The following is a 19328-nucleotide window of genomic DNA, read 5'->3' on the forward strand; positions in this document are numbered from 1 at the left end:
CCCGACCGCTCAGCCGTGGAGCAGGTGGAGGGCGAGGCTGCGGAGGCCGGCGAGTCGGGTGCGGTCCCAGCCGTGGTAGACGGCGTTGCTGCAGAGGACGACGTAGCGGCGGGAGTGCGGGGCGAGGAAGAGGCTGGTGCCGGTGAAGCCGTGGTGGTAGGTGACCGCGTCGTTCTCGGTGACCAGCCAGGCGAGGCCGCGGTGCAGGCCGGGTTCGACGGTGGTCTGCGGGTGGCGGCTCTGTTCGAACCAGGTGGGCAGTGGGCCGGGCGGTTTGAGGAGGTGTTCGGCGAAGGTGGCCAGGTCGGCCGCAGTGGAGAAGACGCCGGCGTGCCCGGCGACGCCGCCGAGGAGGGCGGCGCTGGGGTCGTGCGGGATGCCCCAGGTGCGGGGAGCGTCGGCCAGGCGCTGTTCGGTGGGCGCGATGCGCGGGTCGCGGGCGAGCGGGCCGTAGGTGGTGGAGGTCAGGCCGAGGTCGCGCCAAAGCCGGTCGGCGAGCAGGTGCAGCGGTTGGCCCAAGAGGGCCGGGAGGAGGAGTCCGAGCAGGATGAAGCCGCGGTCGATGTAACGGTGGTGGGTGCCCGGTTCGCTGACCAGGGGTTCGGCGCAGAGGTGCTCGATGAGCGGGCGTCCGGTGTGCTCGTAGCGGGCCAGACCGGTCTGCGGGTACAGGCCGGAGGTGTGGGTCAGCAGGTGGCGGACGGTCAGGTCGGCACCGGGTGAAGGGAGTTCGGGGCGAAGCGAGCGGAGCGGGGCGTCCAGGTCGAGGAGGCCGGTCCGGACCGCCTCGCCGACCAGCGGCCAGGTGGCGAGGACCTTGGTGAGCGAGGCGAGGTCGTAGCGGGTGTGCTCGTCGGGGGCGGCGGGGCCGCACTCCGGGGCCACCACGCCGCGGCTGACGACCTGTCGGCCGGTGCCGGACTGGCCGATGACCAGGACGCCGCCGGGGAACTGTCCCGCGTTGACGGCGGCGTCAAGGGCGGCGTCGAGGGCGGCGGCGGAATCGGCGGTCCAGGTGGAGACCGGGTGCTGCGGATCGGGTGACACGGCGTCCCTCTCGTCCGGAGTGGCGCGGGCCTTCGATCGGATTGTCACCCGAGGAGCGGTGCGGCAACCAGTGCCCGGGGTGGTGACCGGTGGTGGGACGTGAGGAAGCGACCCGGTGGCGTGCCGGGGCCGCTACCGGGGCCGCCGGTGCTTCCCGGCGGGCACCGGGCTGACTGAGGGTCAGTGCTGCTCGGTGGAGAGGGAGTCGAGGGCGGCCAGGGCCCGCTCGGCTTCCTCGGCGGGGACGAAGAGGTGATCGTGGTGGAAGCCGGCCACCACGTTGCAGCTGATGCCCTGGTCGGCGAGGCGGCCGGCGACGGCGGCGGTGAGGCCGACGGCGTCCAGGGCGGAGTGGATCTGCAGGGTGATCCAGGAGGCGACGAACTCGTAGCGCAGGCCGAGGGCGTCGGCCTCCTCCTGGGAGACCACGAAGGTGACGCCCTCGGGTTCGGCGACGGTGACCACCGGGCGGAGTCCGGCGGGGACCCTCGCCGGGAGGGTGCAGTACACGTAGCGGCCCGGGTGGAGGACCGGGCGCATGCCGGAGAGCAGCTTCTGAAGGTCGCGTTCGCCTGCCATGGCGTCACGGTAGTGGCTGATGGTGCGGGTGGTGGGGTGTTCGGCGCGGTTCGGGTGCTCCGTGTCGGGTGGATTCGGCGGGCACCGGCCCGGGGCTGACGGCGGGCGAGTATCGGAAAGGGGTTGTCGTTCGCGAGTTAGCGATATATCGTCGAGTTATCGAGATGCTTCGATAGGCGAAGCGTTCGTAAGCATGGAAAGCAGGTGTTCGTCATGCGGTTCGACAAGCGCAATGGCGGAGAAGGCCGACGTCGCTGGGCCGAGGCGGCCGGACGTTCGGGACGTGACGAGATGCCCGGGATGGGCGGCGAGGAGTTCGTGGTGCGGGCGGCGTTCGGGCCGTTCGGCGGGCAGGGGCGGCCGGGGCCGCCGTTCGGTCCGGGGTTCGGGGGGCACGGTCGCGGGTTCGGGGGCCACGGCGGCCGCGGTCACGGCGGTCGGCGTGGCGGCCGGGCGCGTCGCGGGGACGTGCGGGCTTCGCTGCTCGCGCTGCTGCGGGAGCGTCCGATGCACGGCTACGAGATGATCACCGAGATCGGTGAGCGCACCGGCGGGGCCTGGCGGCCCAGCCCTGGTTCGGTCTACCCGACCCTGCAGCTGCTGGAGGAGGAGGGGTTGATCCGCGCCAGCGAGGAGTCCGGAAAGAAGCTGTTCGAGCTCACCGAGCAGGGCCGCACCGAGGCCGAGCAGGCGTCCGCCTCGCCGTGGGACGAGGCCGGGCGACGGCACGACTGGGAGGCCGTCCAGGAGGTGGCCGCGGCGCTGGCCGCGGTGGACCACGCGGTGCGCCAGGTCATGATGACCGGCACCGAGGAGCAGCGTGCGAAGGGTCTGGCGGTGCTGGCCGAGGCGAAGAAGAAGCTGTACCTGATCCTGGCCGAGGAGGCGTGAGCCCGAGGGGGTGTGAGCCCGAAGCAGTGCCGGGCGGCATCCGACGCCCGGCACCCGGCGAGGGCCACCCGACCGCAGGCTGACGGCGGGTCAGCACGAGTCGCGAGGCGTGAGGCGCGAGGCGTGAAGCCGGTACGAGGTCGGCAGGCTGTCGGCTCGCGGTCAGCTGCTCGCCGCGGCGTCGTACTCGTAGCGCCAGCGCCAGCGGCCCTTGGGGCCGTACTCCTTGGCCCGGCGGTAGACCAGTGTGACGGCCGGCGTGTCGTCGTGGGCGGGGACGGGGACGCGGTAGACCTTCGGCACGTTGTGGAGCGGGCTCAGCAGGATCGGCAGGATCCGTCCGTCGAGCGGGCCCCCGATGAACTCGGTGTCGGCGCTTTTCACTTGTTCAGGGTATGCGGGGCGGAATCCGGCCGGACGGCGGGCGGCGCGCGGGTGTCCGTTGCGTCGGGATGTGTCCGTTCCGCCACGGCGATGTGGAGCCGGTGTGACGGGGCAGGCACCGCCCCCGGTCATGGAGAGGCCCTCGGGAGCCTTATCCTGCTCTGTACGCCCCCGGGCTTTCACCCGGGTCCGCGGTCCTGTACGGGCTGGATCGGGCGCGTCGAAGCGCGCCTGCCCGCCGAGCGCGACGCTCGCACTCGGTCGAGCGCGAGGCTCGCCTCCGTACCGTGGCCCCGGACGTCGGTCGGCCGGAGAACCCGGCGCCGGCTGACGGCGGACGCCCCCCGCGCGTGGTGCACCTCTTCGGGAAGCAGCGAGCGGCTTCGTGCGTTGGCGTCGGATGTTGCGTCGGTGGTGTGTCGTGCCGTACCTGGCACGACAACTCAGCAGGTACGGAAGGGGCCCGATGGAAGCCAGCAGCAGGTGGACGGCCTGGTGGCGGCGTGACCGGCGGCAGGACCGCCCGGCCACGGGTGGGGACGCGGCCGTGCGGCTGGATCTGCTGCTGGGAGCGGTCCGGGCGGGATTCCCGGTGGCGCCCGCCGCGCACCCGGCGGGGTACCGGTGTTCCTGTGACCGGGTGGGCTGTCCCGCGCCCGCCCAGCACCCGCTCTCCTTCGCCTGGCAGTCGCAGGCGACCACGGACGCCGAACAGTTGGCCCGGTGGCTCTCCCGCGACCCGCAGGCGAACTTCGTCACCGCCACCGGCCGGGCTCACGACGTGCTGGACGTCCCGGCCGAGGCCGGGCGCCTCGCGCTGGAGCGCCTCGAGGAGCAGGGTGTCGGCGGTCCGGTCGCCGCGGTCGGCGAGGACCGCTACCTGTTCTTCACCGCCACCCGCGGCACCCCGCAGGACGAGGACGAGTGGTGGACCAGCGCGCTGGACTCCACCCCCGACACCGTCTCCGAGCACCCCGGACTGCGCTGGCACTGCCGCGGCTCCTACACCCTGGTCCCGCCGGCCGCGCTGCCGGACGGCACCGAGGTGCGGTGGCTGCGCGGCCCCGACCAGCCGCTGCCGGACCCGCTGCGGGTGCTGGACGTGCTCACCGACGCCTGCACCGAGGTCGGCGCGGTCGCCCAGGAGCAGTGGCTGATCGGCTGACACCGAGGCCGAGGCCGACGCCGACGTCGAGCCCACGCCGAGCCCACGCACGAGCGCTCAACCGAACGGCCCGCCACCCCGTACTCGAGGGGATGGCGGGCCGTTCCGCGCGTGACGGGCCGTCAGGGCAGGGTGAGGATCTCCGCGCCGTCGGCGGTGACCACCAGGGTGTGCTCGAACTGGGCGGTGCGCTTGCGGTCCTTGGTGACCACGGTCCAGCCGTCCGGCCAGATCTCGTAGTCGTAGGTGCCCAGGGTGAGCATCGGCTCGATGGTGAAGGTCATCCCGGGCTTGATCACCTGGGTGGCCCGGTCGCTGTCGTAGTGCGGGACGATGAGGCCGGAGTGGAACGAGGTGTTGATGCCGTGGCCGGTGAAGTCGCGCACCACGCCGTAGTCGAAACGCTTGGCGTAGGACTCGATGACCCGGCCGATGACGTTGATCTGGCGGCCGGGCTTGACCGCCTTGATCGCCCGGTCGAGGGACTCCCGGGTGCGCTCGACCAGCAGGCGGGACTCCTCGTCGACGTCGCCGACCAGGTACGTGGCGTTCAGGTCGCCGTGCACGCCGTGGATGAAGGCGGTGGCGTCGATGTTGACGATGTCGCCGTCCTGCAGCACGGTCGAGTCCGGGATGCCGTGGCAGATCACCTCGTTGATCGAGGTGCAGATCGACTTGGGGAAGCCCCGGTAGCCGAGGTCGGACGGGTAGGCGCCGTGGTCGCACATGTAGGCGTGGGCGACCGCGTCCAGTTCGTCGGTGGTGACCCCGGGGGCGATCAGCTTGGCCGCCTCCGCCATGGCCTGGGCGGCGATCCGGCCGGCGATCCGCATCTTCTCGACGGTCTCGGCGGTCTGCACCTCCGGCCCGGTGTACGGGGTCGGCGCGGGCTTGCCGACGTACTCCGGACGCGCGATGTGCGCGGGGACCTTGCGGGTGGGGGACTGCGTGCCGGGTACCAGAGCCATGACCGTGAGTGTATCCGCCACCACCCGCCCGCCCCGGCCGTGTGTACGACCCGGGTGCCGGGAATGATCAGCAGGGGTCCGCGGGCCGCGGGCCACGACCAGGACGGGAGAACGAGCGATGGCGCTGGGTTTCGGCCGCAAGCCCACCGGGCAGCCGGGGGAGTGGTTCTACTGCATCAAGCACGGCAAGGTCGAGGAGGGGCCGGAGTGCCCGGCCAAGGACCGGCTCGGCCCGTACGCCACCCGCGAGGAGGCGGCGCACGCGCTGGAGACCGCCGCCGAGCGCAACCAGGAGTGGCGCGAGGACCCGCGGTGGAACGACGACGAGCCCGAGGCGGACAAGGGCTGAGGGGCCGTCAGGCGGCGGCGGGCGCCGCGGCGGCCTGCACCTCGTGCTGGGCCCGCACGGCGAGCGCGTGCGGGTCGGTGCGCGCGTCGTAGGCCAGCAGGCGCGGGATCGCCGCGGTCAGGGCCAGCACGCCGAGGACGCAGGCGAGGCCGCCGGTCCAGATCGAGGCGCGCACCCCGATCAGTCCGGCCATGCCGCCGGCCCGGACCTGGCCCAGCTGCGGGCCGACCGAGTAGCTGAGCACCTCCACCCCGGCGAGCCGGCCGCGCAGCTCGTCGGGGATGGTCTGGTTCCAGATCGCCGACCGGGCCACCCCGCTGATCTCGTCCGCGCCGCCCGCCAGCGCGAGGCACAGCAGCACCAGCCAGACGTTGCCGGACAGGCCCGCCAGCGCCATCGCGCCGCCCCAGGCGAGCGCCGAGAACAGCAGCATCCGGCCGTGCCGGTGCACGTGCGAGATCCAGCCGCTGGTCGCCGACACCACCAGGGCGCCGGCCGCGGTGGCCCCGTACAGCAGGCCGAGTGCCCAGTCCGCGTCCAGCGCCGAGGCGAGGAAGGGGAAGACCGCGACCGGGAAGGCGAACAGCATCGCCACCGTGTCGATCGCGTAGGTGCCCAGCAGGTCCTTGCGGCTCCACGCGTAGCGGACGCCCTCGGCGATGGTCCGCAGCGAGGGCCGCTCCGCGCTGTCCGCGGGCGGGGCCGGGCGCATCCGGGCGATCAGCGCCAGGGAGACCAGGAAGGTCGCGACGTCCAGCGCGTACGCCGTCTGCACCCCGCTGACCGCGACCACCACGCCGGCGAGCGCCGGGCCGGCCACCGAAGCGACGTTGTGGTAGAGCGAGTTGAGGGCGAAGGCGGCGGGCAGCTGGTCGTGCGGGACGACCCGGGGGATCAGCGAGTCCAGGGGCGGGCGCTGCAGGCCGAAGAGCGCCGCCGAGAACGCGGCGACCACGTAGAGCGGCCACACCGCGGGGTGCGGCAGCAGCGCGTTGGCCAGCATCACGACGGACAGCAGGCACAGCCCGGCCTCGGAGAGCAGCACCAGGCGGCGGCGGTCCAGCGCGTCCGCCAGCGCGCCGCCCCACAGGCCGAACACCACCAGCGGCACCAGTTCGAAGGCGCCGATCAGGCCGACCGCCAGGGAGGAGCCGGTGAGCTGCTTGATCTGCAGCGGCACCGCGACGTACGAGAGGTAGCTGCCGAACGCGCTGACGCACCCGGACGTCCACAGCAGGCGGAAGTCGCGCGAGGACCGCCACGGCGTCAGGTCGGGGCGGAGCTTGCGGAGGAGGGCGGCGGCGCTGGTCACATGGCGAGATGGTGCTCGAGCGAAGGTGCCGCGGGCAAGCGGTTTTCCGTTCCGGCGCGGCGCCCCGGGCTACCAGCGCAGCACGGGGGAGGCGGTGAGCCGGGCGGCCAGCCGGGCGAGGCGGCTGCGGGAAGGGGCGTCGGCGGTGGCCGAACTGACGAGGTGTTGGACCACCTCGAAGGGTTCCGGGGCGGTGCCGGGGACGGTGAGGCGGTCGTGGGCGAGGTCGGTGAGCTCGGGGTCGCCGTCGTCCAGGGCGAGCAGCGTGGCACCGGCCCGGCGGGCGTCGGAGAGGCGTTCCAGCAGCGGGGCGTCGGCGGGGGCGGGCGCGACCAGCAGGACGGTGGCGCCGCCGCGGGCCTCGCCCAGCCGGGGCAGGCCGCAGGCGAGGTGCCCGGGGGCGCCCGGCGGGACCTCGTGCCGCAGCAGGGTGGGGGCGAGCGCGGGCAGTCCGCTGTAGGCGGCCTCGTCGGTGAGGTGGGCGGCCAGGTGCCAGGGCTCGTAGCAGGGCGTGCCGACCAGCAGCAGGCCGGTGGAACTGCGGCGGGTGACGGCGCCGCGCAGCGCGCCGGCGAAGGCGCCGGCCCGTTCGGGCCAGCCGGTGCCGGCGAGCGACTGCCGGAGTGCGGAAACTCTCACCGCGTCCATGGGCCACAGCATGCTGGCGGATCACCCGGTTTGGCAGGATCTTCGCCATGACGCAACCCGATTCAGTGAACGCACCCGACGCGGTGAACGCGACGTCCGGCCCGGGCCGGACGCTGCCGGACGTGTCCGGTCTTGTGGTGGGTGTCCTCGGCGGGACCGGGGACCAGGGCAGGGGCCTGGCCTACCGGCTGGCCAAGGCCGGCCAGCAGGTGGTGATCGGCTCGCGCAACGCCGAGCGCGCCGAAGGCTGCGCGGCCGAGCTGGGCCTCGGCATCCGCGGCGCGGACAACGCGACCTGCGCCCGGGAGAGCGACGTGGTGATCGTCGCGGTGCCCTGGGACGGCCACGCCGAGACGCTGACCGCCCTGCGCGCGGAGCTCGCCGGGAAGATCGTGGTGGACTGCGTCAACCCGCTCGGCTTCGACAAGCAGGGCGCGTACGCGCTGCAGGTCCCGGAGGGCTCGGCCGCCCAGCAGGCCGCCGCGCTGCTGCCCGACTCGACCGTCACCGCGGCCTTCCACCACCTGTCGGCGGTGCTGCTGCAGGACGAGACGGTGGAGCGGATCGACACCGACGTGATGGTGCTCGGCGAGGACCGCGCCGCCACCGAGACCGTCCAGGCGCTGGCCGACCGGATCCCCGGGATGCGCGGGATCTTCGCCGGGCGGCTGCGCAACGCGCACCAGGTGGAGTCGCTGGTGGCCAACCTGATCTCGGTGAACCGCCGGTACAAGGCGCACGCGGGCCTGCGGATCACCGACGTGTGACGCAGCCCGCGGCGCGCGGAGCGGACCCGGGGCCCGACCCCGGCGTCCGGTCGGCGAGAATGGCGGGGCACACCGTCACCACGAGGAGCCCCGCCATGCCCCGCAACGCCCTGTACGCCTGCATCGTCCTCGTCCTCGCGGTGACCGCCGCGGTGGTCTCGTTCATCGAGGGCAACTGGCTCGGAGTGGTGTGGGTGCTGATGGCCGGTGTGTCCAGCAACATCGCCTGGTACTACGTGCGCAAGGACCGTGTGGAGCGGGCCCGGGCCGAGCAGCAGCAGTTCTGAGCGGCTAGTTCCAGAAGCTGAACAGTGCCCGTCCGGCGTAGGCCAGATCCGGGTTGGCGCCGAACAGGTCGAAGATCCGGTAGGTCAGGTCGGCGAGCCACCGGCCGACCCCGGTCTGCCAGATCAGCACGAACAGCACCAGCATCCCGTACGGCGCGTACGGCTCGATCGCCCGGCGGACGTTGTAGGACAGCCAGGGCTCGACGATCCCGTAGCCGTCCAGGCCGGGGACCGGCAGCAGGTTGAGGATGGCCGCGGTGACCTGGAGGAACGCCAGGAAGGCGAGGGCGAGCGGCAGCGGCGAGACGTTCAGCTGCTGGTCGTGGTAGGTGGCGAGCACGTCCGGGTCGTTGAACCAGCCCTGGCTGACCATCACCAGCAGGACCACGCCGAAGACCACGTTCACCAGCGGGCCGGCGGCGGAGATCAGGCTGTGCTTGAGCTTGCCGGAGATCCGGCTGCGCTCGATGTAGACCGCGCCGCCGGGCAGGCCGATGCCACCCATGATCATGAAGGCCACCGGGAGCACGAAGCTCAGCAGCACGTGGCCGTACTTCAGCGGGTTGAGGGTCAGGTAGCCCTTGGCGCCGACCGTGATGTCGCCGCCGGCCAGCGCGGTGCGGGCGTGCGCGTACTCGTGCAGGCAGAGCGAGACCATCCAGCCGGAGACCACGAACAGGAAGATCCCGAACCGGGAGTTGCCCCAGCCGGCGGCCAGCGCCCAGCCGGAGGCGCCGAGGGCGGCCGCCAGCACCAGGAAGATCGGGCTGATCCGGTTCTCCGCGCTGCGCTGACGGGTACTGGCGAAGGTCATCTCGGTACGGCTCCGGGGTCACGGGCGGGAATCAGGCGTCGATCATGCCGGTCCGGCGCCCGGCGGGACAAGCGGCCCCGGGTGAACGTACGGCGCAGCGCAGGCGTTCCGGCCCGACGGTAGGTCCCGGCGCGGGCCCGGCGGCGGGTCGGAACGGCGGGTGCCGGACGGCCGCGCGGCCCGGCGGACTGTGTGTGTCCGCATATATGTGCGCCCGGCACTGCGGACGTCGACCAGAATGGGCGGGTGCACTATGGCATCCTCGGCACCACCACCGCCCACCACGACGACGGCACCCCGGTCGCGCTCGGCGGCGCCCGGCTGCGCGCGCTGCTCGCCGCGCTGGTCCTGCGCCAGGGCCGGCCCGTCCCGGCCGAGCTGCTGGCCGACGAGGTGTGGGCGGACGAGCCGCCGCAGGACGCCGCCGCCGCGCTGCAGACCCTGGTCGGCCGGCTGCGCCGGACCATCGGCCGCGCCGAGATCGGCTCCGGCCCCGCCGGGTACTGGCTGACCGCCGCGCACACCGACGTCGCCGAGTTCCAGCGGCTGGCCGCCGACGGTGCCCGCGCCCTGGAGCAGGGCGACCCGTCCGCCGCCGCCGAGCGGCTGGGCGTCGCGCTCGCGTTGTGGCGCGGCCCCGCCCTCGCCGACCTGCCCGACCGCACCGGCCCCGCCGCCCGGCTGGAGAGCCAGCGCGAGGAGGCCCGCCGGCACCGCCTCACCGCCGAGCTGGCCCTCGGCCGGGCCGCCGAGGTGACCGCCGAACTCGCCGAGCTGTGCCGCCAGTACCCGCTCGACGAGCAGCTCCAGGCCCTGCAACTGCGCGCCCTGCGGGCGAGCGGCCGCACCGCCGAGGCGCTCGGCCGCTACGAGGAGATCCGCCGCGGCCTGGCCGAGGAGCTCGGCACCGACCCCGGCCCGGAGCTGCGCCGCGTGCACCAGGAGCTGCTCACCGCCGCCCCCGAACCCGCCCCCGCCGCGCCCCGCCAGGCCGTGCCGGACGGGAACCTGCGCCCCGTGCGGACCAGCTTCGTCGGCCGTGACGCCGAACTCGCCACCGTGAAGGACGCCCTGACGGCGGGTCGGCTGACCACGCTGACCGGCCCCGGCGGCTCCGGCAAGACCCGGCTGTCGGTGGAGGCCGGCCGTCGCGAGCTGGACTCCGAGCGCTGGCCCGGCGGCGTCTGGCAGGTCGAACTGGCCCCGCTGGAGGACCCGGCGGCCGTCCCCGAGGCGGTGGCCTCCGCGCTCGGCCTGCGGGAGACCGTGCTGCACACCGGCAGCGGCACGGTCGCCGAGGCGATCGAGGGCCGCAAGGACCCGGTGCGCCGCCTCACCGACCACCTCGGCCGCCGCCGCGTCCTGCTGCTGCTCGACAACTGCGAGCACGTCATCCAGGCCGCCGCCGACCTGGCCGACCAGCTGCTCGCCGACTGCCCCGGCGTCACCGTGCTGGCCACCAGCCGCGAGCCGCTCGGCGTGCCGGGCGAGGCGGTGCTGCCGGTCGAGCCGCTGCCCGATCCGGCCGCGCTGCGGCTGCTCGGCGAGCGCGGCGCCGCCGCCCGGGCGGGCTTCAGCACCGCCGAGGACCCGGCCGCCTGCGCCGAGATCTGCCGCCGGCTGGACGGCCTGCCGCTGGCCATCGAACTCGCCGCCGCCCGGCTGCGCGGCCTGACGCCGCGTCAGCTCGCGGACCGGTTGGACTCCCGGTTCGCGCTGCTCACCGCCGGCTCGCGCACCCTGCTGCCCCGTCAGCAGACGCTGCGCGCCGTGGTCGACTGGTCCTGGGAACTGCTTGGCAAGCGCGAGCGGGCGGTACTGCGCCGGCTGGCGGTGTTCGCGGGCGGCTGCACCCTGGAGTCGGCCGAGCAGGTCGTCGCCGACGGCACCGACGTGACCCGCGCGGAGGTCGCCGACCTGCTGCTGTCGCTGGTCGACAAGTCGCTGCTGGTCGCCGGCCTCGGTGACCAGCCGCGCTACTGGATGCTGGAGACCATCCACGAGTACGCCGTCGAGCGGCTCGCCGAGGCCGCCGAGCCGGAGGTCGCCGCCCGGCACACCCGGCACTACCGGGAGCTCGCCCGCAACGCCGAACTGCAGCTGCACGGCCCCGGCCAGCTCGACGAACTCGCCCGCCTGGACCGCGAGCAGGAGAACGTCCGGGCCGCGCTGCGCCGCGCCGTGGACGCCGGCGAGGAGCAGGAGGCCCTGGTGCTGGCCCTCGCGATGGCGGGCTACTGGGCGCTGCGCGACTACCGGGTGGAGGCCAGCGGTTGGTTCGACGCGGTGGCCGCGCTCGGCCCCGACGCGTTCGGCGAGGACGCCCCGCCGCCGGTGCCGCTCACCGAGGGCCCGCTGGACCAGCCGCCGCCGATGGCCCCGGAGTTGCTCGAGGAGGCCCGCCGGCATATCCGGCTGCACGCGCTGATCAGCAAGTTCAGCGGCGACATGGGGATGCTCAACAACCAGTCGGCGCTGGACACCGCCCACCGGGTGCTGGACTTCTACCGGCCCGGGCTGCCGCAGTCCTACCGGCTGCCGGCCCTGAACCGGGTCTTCACGGTCTTCCTGGTCGGCGAGATGGACCGGATGCGCGAGGTGATGGACGAGGCGGTGGCCGGCGCCCGGGTGCACGGCCGCCCGCTGGACCTGGCGTTCGCCCTGCACGTGCGCGCCCACCTGCTCAACGACTGGGCCGGGCACCTGGACCAGGCGGTGGCCGACAGCGAGGAGGCGCTCGCGCTGTACACCGCCGCCGGGGACCGCTGGGGCCGTTCCGAGGCGCTGTCCGCGAAGGCGGAGAACGCCGCCAAGCGCGGTGAGGCCGAGCAGGCCGCCGCCGCGTACCGGCAGGCGATCGACCTGGCCGGGGAGATCGGCGCCTTCCAGGAGGTGCCGCTGCTGCGCACCCGGCTCGGCGAGGTGATCTCCGAACGTGATCCGGAGGGCGGTGAGCTGATGATCCGCCAGGCGCTGGCGGAGGTCAGCGAGGACGGCCGCAGCGCCGACGGCGCCCGGATGTTCGGTCGGCTGATCCTGTGTCACCTGGCGGTCCAGCGCGGCGACCACGCCGCGGCCCTGGCCGAGCTGGACGAGCTGATGGCCGGCCCCGAGGCGGTCGGGCCGCTGCCCACGGTGTTCGCCGGCATCGTCACCTGCGTCCGCGGCTGGGTGCTGGCCCGCGGCGGCGAGCCGCGCCGGGGCCTGGAACTGCTGGTCGAGGGACGCGGCGTGATGACCTCGGTGGAGGGCCGGGCGACGATCTTCGCCGAGCACATGGCGCTGATGCTGATGGTGCCCGCCGCGGCGGTGCTCACCGAACTGGCCGGCGTGGAGCGGGCGCCGGACGCCGCGCGCCACGCCGCTGTACTGCTCGGCGCGCACACCGCGCTGAGCTCCCCGGTGGGCTCGCACATGGAGCGCCTGGAGATGGCGTACTGCGAGCGGGCGCTGGGCGAACTGCTGCCCGCGGACGAGTACCTGGCGGCGCACCAGCTGGGCGGCCGCCTCACGCTGCGCGAGGCGGCCGCCCAGCTGGACGGCCTCGGCTCGTTCTGAGCCGGTCCGCCCTCCGACGGGTCGTCAGGTGCGCTTGCGGAAGCGGGCCACCGCGAGCGGCGCGGTCGCCGCGGTCAGGCCGATCGACCAGAGCACCACGATCAGCGCGGTGTTGCCGACCGGTGTGCCGTTGATCAGGTGCCGGCAGGCGTCCGCCAGGGTGGAGAGCGGGTTGCCCTTGGCGAAGGCCTGCAGCCAGCCCGGCATGGTGCCGGTCGGCGCGAAGGTCGAGCCGCCGAACTGCAGCGGCATGATCACCAGCATCGACACGCCCTGCACCGCCTGGGCGCTGCGCAGCGACATGCCCAGCAGCATCGAGATCCACATCAGCGAGCTGCCGAACAGCAGCGACAGGCCGACCGCGCCGAGCAGGCCGAGCGGGCCGCCGGTGATGTCCAGGCCGAGCAGCATCGAGAAGCCGATCAGGATGGCGAAGGAGATCAGTCCGCGGCAGGTCTCCGCGATGATCTTCGACAGCAGCACCGCGGAGCGGCCGATCGGCAGGGTGCGGAACCGGTCCATCACGCCGGTCTGGAAGTCGGTGTTCAGACCGGTGCCGATGGCCATCGCCAGGTTCAGGCCGGTGCTGCCGAGCAGACCCGGGATCATGTACTGGATGTACTCGTGCCGGCTGCCGGAGACCGCCCCGCCGAAGACGTAGACGAAGAGCACGGTGAAGATGATCGGCACCAGCAGGGCGTCGAGCATCGACTCCGGGTCGGCCTTGATCCGCATCAGGTTCCGGCGGGTCAGTGCCCCGAGGTGGCGCAGGCTCGCGCGCAGGCCGATCCGGCCGTCGGCGCCGTCGGCGTACGTGGCCGGGGCGGTGGTCAGGGTGGCGGTGCTCATGCGACGGGCTCCTTGTCACGGGCCGGGGCGGGGACGGACTTGGTGCCGGTGATGGTCAGGAAGACCTCGTCCAGGCTGGGCAGCTTGGTGTCGATCCCGGCGACGCCGAAGCCGCGGGTGCCCAGCACCCCGATCACGGTGGTCAGCTGGGAGTCGTCGGTGAGGTGCACCGACAGCAGGCCGGACTCCTCGGTGAAGGTCGCGGGGATGCCCGACTCGCGCAGGCAGGCGGCCATCTCCGGCAGGTCCTGCGCCCGCACCGGGCGGACCTGGAGGCTCTGCCCGCCGACCCGGGTCTTCAGCTCCTGCACGCCGCCGTTGGCGATCACCCGGCCGCGGTCGATCACCGTCAGCTCGTCGGCGAGCTGCTCGGCCTCCTCCATGTACTGGGTGGTGAGCAGCACGGTGGAGCCCTCGGCGACCATCCGCTGCACCTCGTCCCACACCTCGTTGCGGGTGCGCGGGTCGAGGCCGGTGGTCGGCTCGTCCAGGTAGAGCACCTTGGGGCGGCCGATCATCGACGCGGCCAGGTCGAGGCGGCGGCGCATGCCGCCGGAGTAGGTCTTGGCGGGGCGCTTGGCGGCCTCGGTGAGCGAGAAGCGCTCCAGCAGCTCGGTGGCGCGGGCCTTGGCGTCGCGGGCGGAGAGGTCGAGCAGCCGCCCGATCAGGTAGAGGTTCTCGTAGCCGGAGAGCAGCTCGTCGACGGAGGCGTACTGGCCGGTGAGGCCGATGGTCCGGCGCAGCTGCTTCGGCTGGTGCAGGACGTCGTAGCCGCCGACGAAGGCGGTGCCGGCGTCCGGCTTGATCAGGGTGGAGAGGATCCGCACCAGGGTGGTCTTGCCCGCGCCGTTCGGCCCGAGCAGTCCCAGCACCGTCCCCTCACGGACCGTCAGGTCCACCCCGTCCAGGGCCTTCGTCTCGCCGTAGTGCTTGACGATGCCGCGGACCTCCACGGCGTTCTGGTCGATTCGTGTCATGGGAACACCGTGCCGGACCCGGCTGTCACACCACTGTCAGCGGGCTGTCACCCCTCTGCCGGGCACTGTCACGCGCTGTCGCGGGCTGCAGGCGGCAACAGGGACGCGGGGAACTGCGCGCAGCGGAAGGCACCCGCCGGCGAGGTCGCGCCGCGGGCAGTGGCTTGCACCGCGGCGCGATCTGACCGTCAGGGCTGGTTCCGCGCGCAGTTCCCCGCGCCCCTGCCGGGGCGGCTCAGTGGAACTCGTGCTCCGCGGCCGGGAAGGCGCCGGAGCGGACGTCGTCGGCGAACTCCTGCGCGGCCTGCGAGAGGGTGGCCCGCAGGTTGGCGTACTGCTTGACGAACTTCGGGACGCGGCCGGCGGTCATGCCCGCGAAGTCGGTCCACACCAGGACCTGGGCGTCGGTGCCGTTGCCGCCGCCGATGCCGACGGTGGGGATGGCGAGCTGCTCGGTGACCTGGGTGGCGAGCTCGGCGGGGACGGCCTCCAGCACCACCGAGAAGGCGCCCGCCTGCTGCACGGCCTTGGCGTCGCGCAGCAACTGGTGGGCGGCCTCGTCGCCGCGGCCCTGGACGGGGTAGCCGCCGAGGGCGTGCACGGACTGCGGGGTGAGGCCGATGTGGGCCATCACCGGCACGCCGGCCTCGACCAGCAGCTCGATGGTGCGGGCGCTGCGCTCGCCGCCCTCCAGCTTGACCGCCTGCACCCCGGCCTCCTTCATGAAGCGGGCGGCGTTGTGCAGGGCCTGGGCCGGGGACTCCTGGTAGGAGCCGAACGGGAGGTCGCCGACGATCAGCGCGCGCTTGGTGCCGCGGACCACGGCGGCGGAGAGCATCACCATCTGATCCATGGTCACCGGCACGGTGGTCTCGTAGCCGAGGTGGCAGTTGCCCGCCGAGTCGCCGACCAGCAGGACGGGGATGCCCGCCTCGTCGAAGACTCCGGCGGTGAGGGCGTCGTAGGCGGTGAGCATCGCCCAGCGCTCGCCGTTGCGCTTGGCCTTGGCGAGGTCCCGGACGGTCACCCGGCGGTTGGTGACGCCGCCGTAGAGGGTCGTCGGGACGGGGGTGTCCTGCGTCTGGGCAGGCTGAAGCGGAGAAGCGTTCATCGAACAGACTCCTGGTGTTGTCGTCTCGTGGCGCCGTACGGCGTCCCCGGATCTGGCTCCATGCTTGCACGCCGCGCGCCGTGCGCAAAGAGCCGGGAGCCCCGTGCCGGAGGGCCTCCCGCGGGCTTTACCCAATCATTACGATACGGGCCCGTATCGTATCGAAAAGAGGGCTAGTCTTTCCGTATGACCACCCCGATCTCCCCGCCCCCGGCGCGCCGGGTGCCGGAAGCCGTCCACCGCCGCCGCTGGTGGATCCTGTGCACGCTGGTGCTCGCGCTGCTCGTCGTCGTCCTCGACAACTCGATCCTCAACGTGGCGATGAAGACCATCGCCACCCCCGCCCCGGTGGGCCTGGGCGCGACCCAGAGCGACCTGGAATGGGCGATCAACTCGTACACCCTGGTCTTCGCCGGCCTGCTGTTCACCGCCGGACTGCTCGGCGACCGGTTCGGCCGCAAGTGGACCCTGCTCTCCGGCATGGTGGTCTTCGGCCTCGGCTCGCTGCTCTCCTCGCTGGCCACCAGCCCCGGCGAACTCATCGGCTACCGCGCCGTGATGGGCCTCGGCGGCGCCTTCGTGATGCCCGCCACGCTGGCCATCATCATGAACGTCTTCGAACGCCACGAGCAGCCCAAGGCGATCGGCATCTGGGCCGGCGCGGTCGGCCTGGCCATCGCCATCGGCCCGATCACCGGCGGCCTGCTGATCGAGCACTTCTGGTGGGGCTCGGTCTTCCTGGTGAACGTGCCGATCGTGGCGGTCGCCCTGGTGCTGATGTTCCTGCTGGTCCCGGACTCCAAGGACCCCAACCCCGGCAAGCTCGACCCGGTCGGCGTGCTGCTCTCGATCATCGGCCTGGTGGCGCTGATCTACGGCATCATCAAGGGCGGCGAACTCGCCGACTTCACCGACCCCAAGGCCTGGGTGCCGACCCTGATCGGCGTGCTCGCGCTGGCCGGCTTCGTGCTCTTCGAGAAGCACACCAGCCACCCCGCGCTGGACGTCACCTGGTTCCGCAACAAGGTGTTCTCCGCCTCCATCGGCGTGGTCGGCATCGTCTTCTTCGCGCTGATGGGCGTCTCCTTCTTCGGCGTCTTCTACACCCAGAGCGTCCGCGGCTACAGCGCCCTGCAGGCCGGTGCGCTGATGCTGCCGCTGGCCGTCGCCCAGCTGGTCTTCGCGCCGCGGGCCCGGCTGGTGGTCGACCGGTTCGGCGTCCGTGCCACCTGCGCCGGCGGCATGGCGCTGATCGCGGTGGGCTTCCTCGGCTACGCCTTCCTCACCGCCACCAGCCCGATCTGGCTGCTGATCGTGCTCGGCTTCGTGATGGGCGCGGGCATGGCGCACGTGATGCCGCCGGTGACGGTCGCCATCATGGGCTCGCTGCCGCGCGAGAAGGCCGGCGCCGGCTCGGCGCTGAACAACACCTTCCGCCAGGTCGGCGGCTCGCTGGGCGTTGCGGTGCTCGGCGCGGTGCTGTCGACGGTCTACCGCGACGGCACGGCCGGCAAGCTCGACGCGCTGCCCGCGCCGCTGCGCGACAAGGCCGGCGAGTCGATCGAGGCCACCCTGGCCATCGCCCGCGGCAACGCCGCGCTGGTCGCCACCGCCAAGGACTCCTTCATCCACGCCATGCACACGGTGGCCGGCGTCTCGGTCGGCGTGACCGTGCTCGGCGCGGTGCTCGCCCTGGTGCTGCTGCCCGGCAAGGTCGCCGCGCCCGGCCCGGCCGCCCCGCCGCAGGACCGATCGGAGACCGAGGCCAGCCCGGCCAAGGTGTGATCGCCAGGGTGGAGAATAGGGCCATGAAGAGCGTCGACACCCCGCTCCAGCCGCTGTCCGACCCCGCCGCGGAGCAGGACGCTCCGCGGCGGGGCCGTCCGCGCAGCGAGGCCGCCGAGCAGGCGATCTTCGCCGCGGTGGAGAAGCTGATGGAGGACGGCACCGGCCTGGGCGAACTGTCCATCGAACGGATCGCCGCCGAGGCCGGCGTCGGCAAGGCCACCATCTACCGGCGCTGGCCCAACAAGGAGGCCCTGCTGGTCGACGTGGTGGCCCGGCTGGAGGAACCGCCGCCGGCCCTCGGCGGCCCCACCTACCGCGACGACCTGATCGCGGTGGTCGACTACATGCGCCGCCGCGGCCTGATCAAGCGCTCCCGATGGATCGTCAAGTCCGCGCTCGGGCAGATGAACGCCTGGCCCGAGCTGAAGCAGACCTACCACGAACGGGTGGTCAAGCCCCGACGCGAACTGGTCCGCCAGATCGTCCGGCGCGGCGTCGCCTCCGGCGAACTGCGCGACGACGTGGACGTGGAACTGCTCTGCGAGATCCTGCTCGGCCCGATCCTGCTGCGCACGGTGCTCTGGGACGACGCCCCGCTGGAGGACCCCGACCTGCCCCGCCAGATGATCGACGCGATCCTCGGCGGACTCGCCGCCGAGGGCTGCGCCGACCGGGCGCACCGGAACTGACCGGGCACTTCGCCGCGTCCATCCCGTCATAGGCTGAACCGAGAATCAGATCGGACCAGGCCGGACGGGGTCGGCGGTAGCCGAACGAGAACGGCGGCAAGGAGCGGTGCATGGTGCGGGCGGACGGTCCGGCGGCAGTGGCGGACGAGAAGCCCGGCACCGGGAACACCGGGCGCACCGGGCTCCGCCGCTGGTTCGACTGGCAGCGGGCCTGGCCGGTCACCCTGCTCGGCCTGCTGCTCACCGTGCTGCTCGCGTTCCACGCCGACCTGCCCAACCGGGTCGGCAACCTCGGCAGCCTGCTGGAGACCTTCCTGCCCTGGCTGGGCCTGGCCGTCCCGGTGCTGCTGGCGCTCGCGCTGTGGCGGCGCTCGGGGTTCGCGGTGGTCGCCGCGCTGCTGCCCGCCGTGGTCTGGCTCAACCTGTTCGGCGGCCTGCTGGTCGACAAGAGCACCGGTCACGGCGACTTCACCGCGCTCACCCACAACGTCGCCGCCGCCAACGACGACCCGCAGGGCACCATCCGGATGCTCGCCGGCTCCGGCGCGCAGATCGTCGCCCTGGAGGAGCTCTCCGCCGCCGCGGCCCCGGTCTACACCGCCGGCCTGGCCGCGAAGTACCCGTTCCACGTGGTGGAGGGCACCGTCGGCCTCTGGTCGAGCTACCCGATCGACGGGGTCGAGGTGGTCGACATCAAGATGGGCTGGACCCGGGCCTTCCGCGCCCAGGTCACCACCCCGAAGGGCCCGCTGGCGGTGTACGTCGCCCACCTGCCGTCGGTCCGGGTCAAGTTCGACAGCGGCTTCACGGCCGGGCGGCGCGACGTCAGCGCCCAGGCGCTCGGCAACGCCATCGCCGCCGAACCGCTGCGCAAGGTGCTGCTGCTCGGCGACCTCAACGGCACCATGAACGACCGCAGCCTGGCCCCGATCACCTCGCAGATGCGCTCCGCCCAGGGCGCGGCCGGCGACGGCTTCGGCTTCTCCTGGCCGGCCTCCTTCCCGATGGCCCGGATCGACCAGATCCTCAGCAAGGGCGGACTGGTCCCCACCGACTCCCGGGTGCTGCCCGCGGACGCCAGCGACCACCTGGCGGTGGCCGCCGACTACCGCTACTGACCTGCGGTCGGCCGGCCGGCGACGACG

General features: G+C 73.2%; 19 protein-coding genes. 9 read left to right on the top strand and 10 right to left on the bottom strand.

Annotated elements, in window-relative coordinates; genetic code table 11:
• Positions 1-9: 9 nt before the first annotated feature.
• Complete coding sequence (locus AB0K51_RS02090; RefSeq protein WP_363449487.1) at positions 10-1047, bottom strand: serine hydrolase domain-containing protein; 1038 nt, start codon at positions 1045-1047, stop codon at positions 10-12.
• Positions 1048-1227: 180 nt separating this feature from the next.
• Entirely contained in the window at positions 1228-1626 is a 399-nt protein-coding gene (locus AB0K51_RS02095; RefSeq protein ID WP_363449489.1) for an ACT domain-containing protein, read from the bottom strand.
• A 291-nt stretch (positions 1627-1917) separates the two neighbouring features.
• Between AB0K51_RS02095 and AB0K51_RS02100 the strand changes: the two genes are divergently transcribed.
• Positions 1918-2517, top strand: a complete 600-nt coding sequence (locus AB0K51_RS02100; protein ID WP_363449821.1) for a PadR family transcriptional regulator — start codon at positions 1918-1920, stop codon at positions 2515-2517.
• A 162-nt stretch (positions 2518-2679) separates the two neighbouring features.
• Here AB0K51_RS02100 and AB0K51_RS02105 read toward each other — a convergent pair whose 3' ends face one another.
• Positions 2680-2901, bottom strand: coding sequence for a hypothetical protein (locus AB0K51_RS02105; RefSeq protein WP_363449491.1), 222 nt, complete (start codon positions 2899-2901; stop codon positions 2680-2682).
• 466 nt (positions 2902-3367) lie between these two features.
• On the opposite strand from AB0K51_RS02105, the gene AB0K51_RS02110 reads away from it, so the two are divergent.
• On the top strand, positions 3368-4066 hold the full coding sequence (locus AB0K51_RS02110) for a bifunctional DNA primase/polymerase (RefSeq protein ID WP_363449493.1): 699 nt from the start codon (positions 3368-3370) through the stop codon (positions 4064-4066).
• 122 nt (positions 4067-4188) lie between these two features.
• On the opposite strand, the gene map is transcribed toward AB0K51_RS02110, so the two are convergent.
• Positions 4189-5034, bottom strand: a complete 846-nt coding sequence (gene map, locus AB0K51_RS02115) for a type I methionyl aminopeptidase (RefSeq protein WP_363449495.1) — start codon at positions 5032-5034, stop codon at positions 4189-4191.
• A 118-nt stretch (positions 5035-5152) separates the two neighbouring features.
• On the opposite strand from map, the gene AB0K51_RS02120 reads away from it, so the two are divergent.
• Positions 5153-5383 carry a hypothetical protein gene (locus AB0K51_RS02120; protein ID WP_363449497.1) on the top strand — a complete coding sequence of 77 codons (231 nt, stop codon included), beginning with the start codon at positions 5153-5155 and terminating at the stop codon, positions 5381-5383.
• A 7-nt stretch (positions 5384-5390) separates the two neighbouring features.
• Here AB0K51_RS02120 and AB0K51_RS02125 read toward each other — a convergent pair whose 3' ends face one another.
• Together AB0K51_RS02125 and AB0K51_RS02130 are read right to left on the bottom strand one after the other, a co-directional pair.
• Positions 5391-6695 carry an MFS transporter gene (locus AB0K51_RS02125; protein WP_363449499.1) on the bottom strand — a complete coding sequence of 435 codons (1305 nt, stop codon included), beginning with the start codon at positions 6693-6695 and terminating at the stop codon, positions 5391-5393.
• A 69-nt stretch (positions 6696-6764) separates the two neighbouring features.
• Positions 6765-7343 carry a hypothetical protein gene (locus AB0K51_RS02130; RefSeq protein WP_363449502.1) on the bottom strand — a complete coding sequence of 193 codons (579 nt, stop codon included), beginning with the start codon at positions 7341-7343 and terminating at the stop codon, positions 6765-6767.
• 47 nt (positions 7344-7390) lie between these two features.
• Between AB0K51_RS02130 and npdG the strand changes: the two genes are divergently transcribed.
• On the top strand, positions 7391-8110 hold the full coding sequence (npdG, locus tag AB0K51_RS02135) for an NADPH-dependent F420 reductase (RefSeq protein WP_363449504.1): 720 nt from the start codon (positions 7391-7393) through the stop codon (positions 8108-8110).
• 95 nt (positions 8111-8205) lie between these two features.
• Positions 8206-8397: a hypothetical protein gene (locus AB0K51_RS02140; RefSeq protein ID WP_363449506.1), complete on the top strand. Its 192-nt coding sequence runs from the start codon at positions 8206-8208 to the stop codon at positions 8395-8397.
• Between the two features lie 4 nt (positions 8398-8401).
• Here AB0K51_RS02140 and AB0K51_RS02145 read toward each other — a convergent pair whose 3' ends face one another.
• Complete coding sequence (locus AB0K51_RS02145) at positions 8402-9211, bottom strand: site-2 protease family protein (RefSeq protein ID WP_363449508.1); 810 nt, start codon at positions 9209-9211, stop codon at positions 8402-8404.
• A gap of 246 nt (positions 9212-9457) precedes the next feature.
• On the opposite strand from AB0K51_RS02145, the gene AB0K51_RS02150 reads away from it, so the two are divergent.
• A complete protein-coding gene (locus AB0K51_RS02150) occupies positions 9458-12769 on the top strand; it encodes a BTAD domain-containing putative transcriptional regulator (protein WP_363449510.1) in 3312 nt (1103 codons plus the stop codon).
• A gap of 24 nt (positions 12770-12793) precedes the next feature.
• Here the strand turns inward: AB0K51_RS02150 and AB0K51_RS02155 are convergent, their stop codons facing one another.
• The 3 genes from AB0K51_RS02155 to panB all read right to left on the bottom strand — a co-directional run bounded on the left by AB0K51_RS02155 (position 12794) and on the right by panB (position 15706).
• The gene (locus AB0K51_RS02155) at positions 12794-13618 is read right to left on the bottom strand and encodes an ABC transporter permease (protein WP_363449512.1); all 825 of its coding nucleotides are present in this window, start codon (positions 13616-13618) and stop codon (positions 12794-12796) included.
• Positions 13615-14595 carry an ATP-binding cassette domain-containing protein gene (locus AB0K51_RS02160; protein WP_363449514.1) on the bottom strand — a complete coding sequence of 327 codons (981 nt, stop codon included), beginning with the start codon at positions 14593-14595 and terminating at the stop codon, positions 13615-13617. The genes AB0K51_RS02155 and AB0K51_RS02160 overlap by 4 nt, the downstream gene beginning before the upstream one ends.
• Positions 14596-14830: 235 nt before the next feature.
• Positions 14831-15706 carry a 3-methyl-2-oxobutanoate hydroxymethyltransferase gene (gene panB / locus AB0K51_RS02165; RefSeq protein WP_363449516.1) on the bottom strand — a complete coding sequence of 292 codons (876 nt, stop codon included), beginning with the start codon at positions 15704-15706 and terminating at the stop codon, positions 14831-14833.
• A 186-nt stretch (positions 15707-15892) separates the two neighbouring features.
• Here panB and AB0K51_RS02170 point away from each other — a divergent pair, with 186 nt between their 5' ends.
• From AB0K51_RS02170 to AB0K51_RS02180, 3 genes are all read left to right on the top strand, one after another.
• On the top strand, positions 15893-17491 hold the full coding sequence (locus AB0K51_RS02170; protein WP_363449518.1) for an MFS transporter: 1599 nt from the start codon (positions 15893-15895) through the stop codon (positions 17489-17491).
• A 23-nt stretch (positions 17492-17514) separates the two neighbouring features.
• On the top strand, positions 17515-18183 hold the full coding sequence (locus AB0K51_RS02175; protein WP_363449520.1) for a TetR/AcrR family transcriptional regulator: 669 nt from the start codon (positions 17515-17517) through the stop codon (positions 18181-18183).
• A 110-nt stretch (positions 18184-18293) separates the two neighbouring features.
• Positions 18294-19301, top strand: a complete 1008-nt coding sequence (locus tag AB0K51_RS02180) for an endonuclease/exonuclease/phosphatase family protein (RefSeq protein ID WP_363449522.1) — start codon at positions 18294-18296, stop codon at positions 19299-19301.
• Positions 19302-19328: the final 27 nt, after the last annotated feature.

Source organism: Kitasatospora sp. NPDC049285 (assembly GCF_040678815.1).
In the GTDB taxonomy this organism is placed as follows: domain Bacteria; phylum Actinomycetota; class Actinomycetes; order Streptomycetales; family Streptomycetaceae; genus Kitasatospora.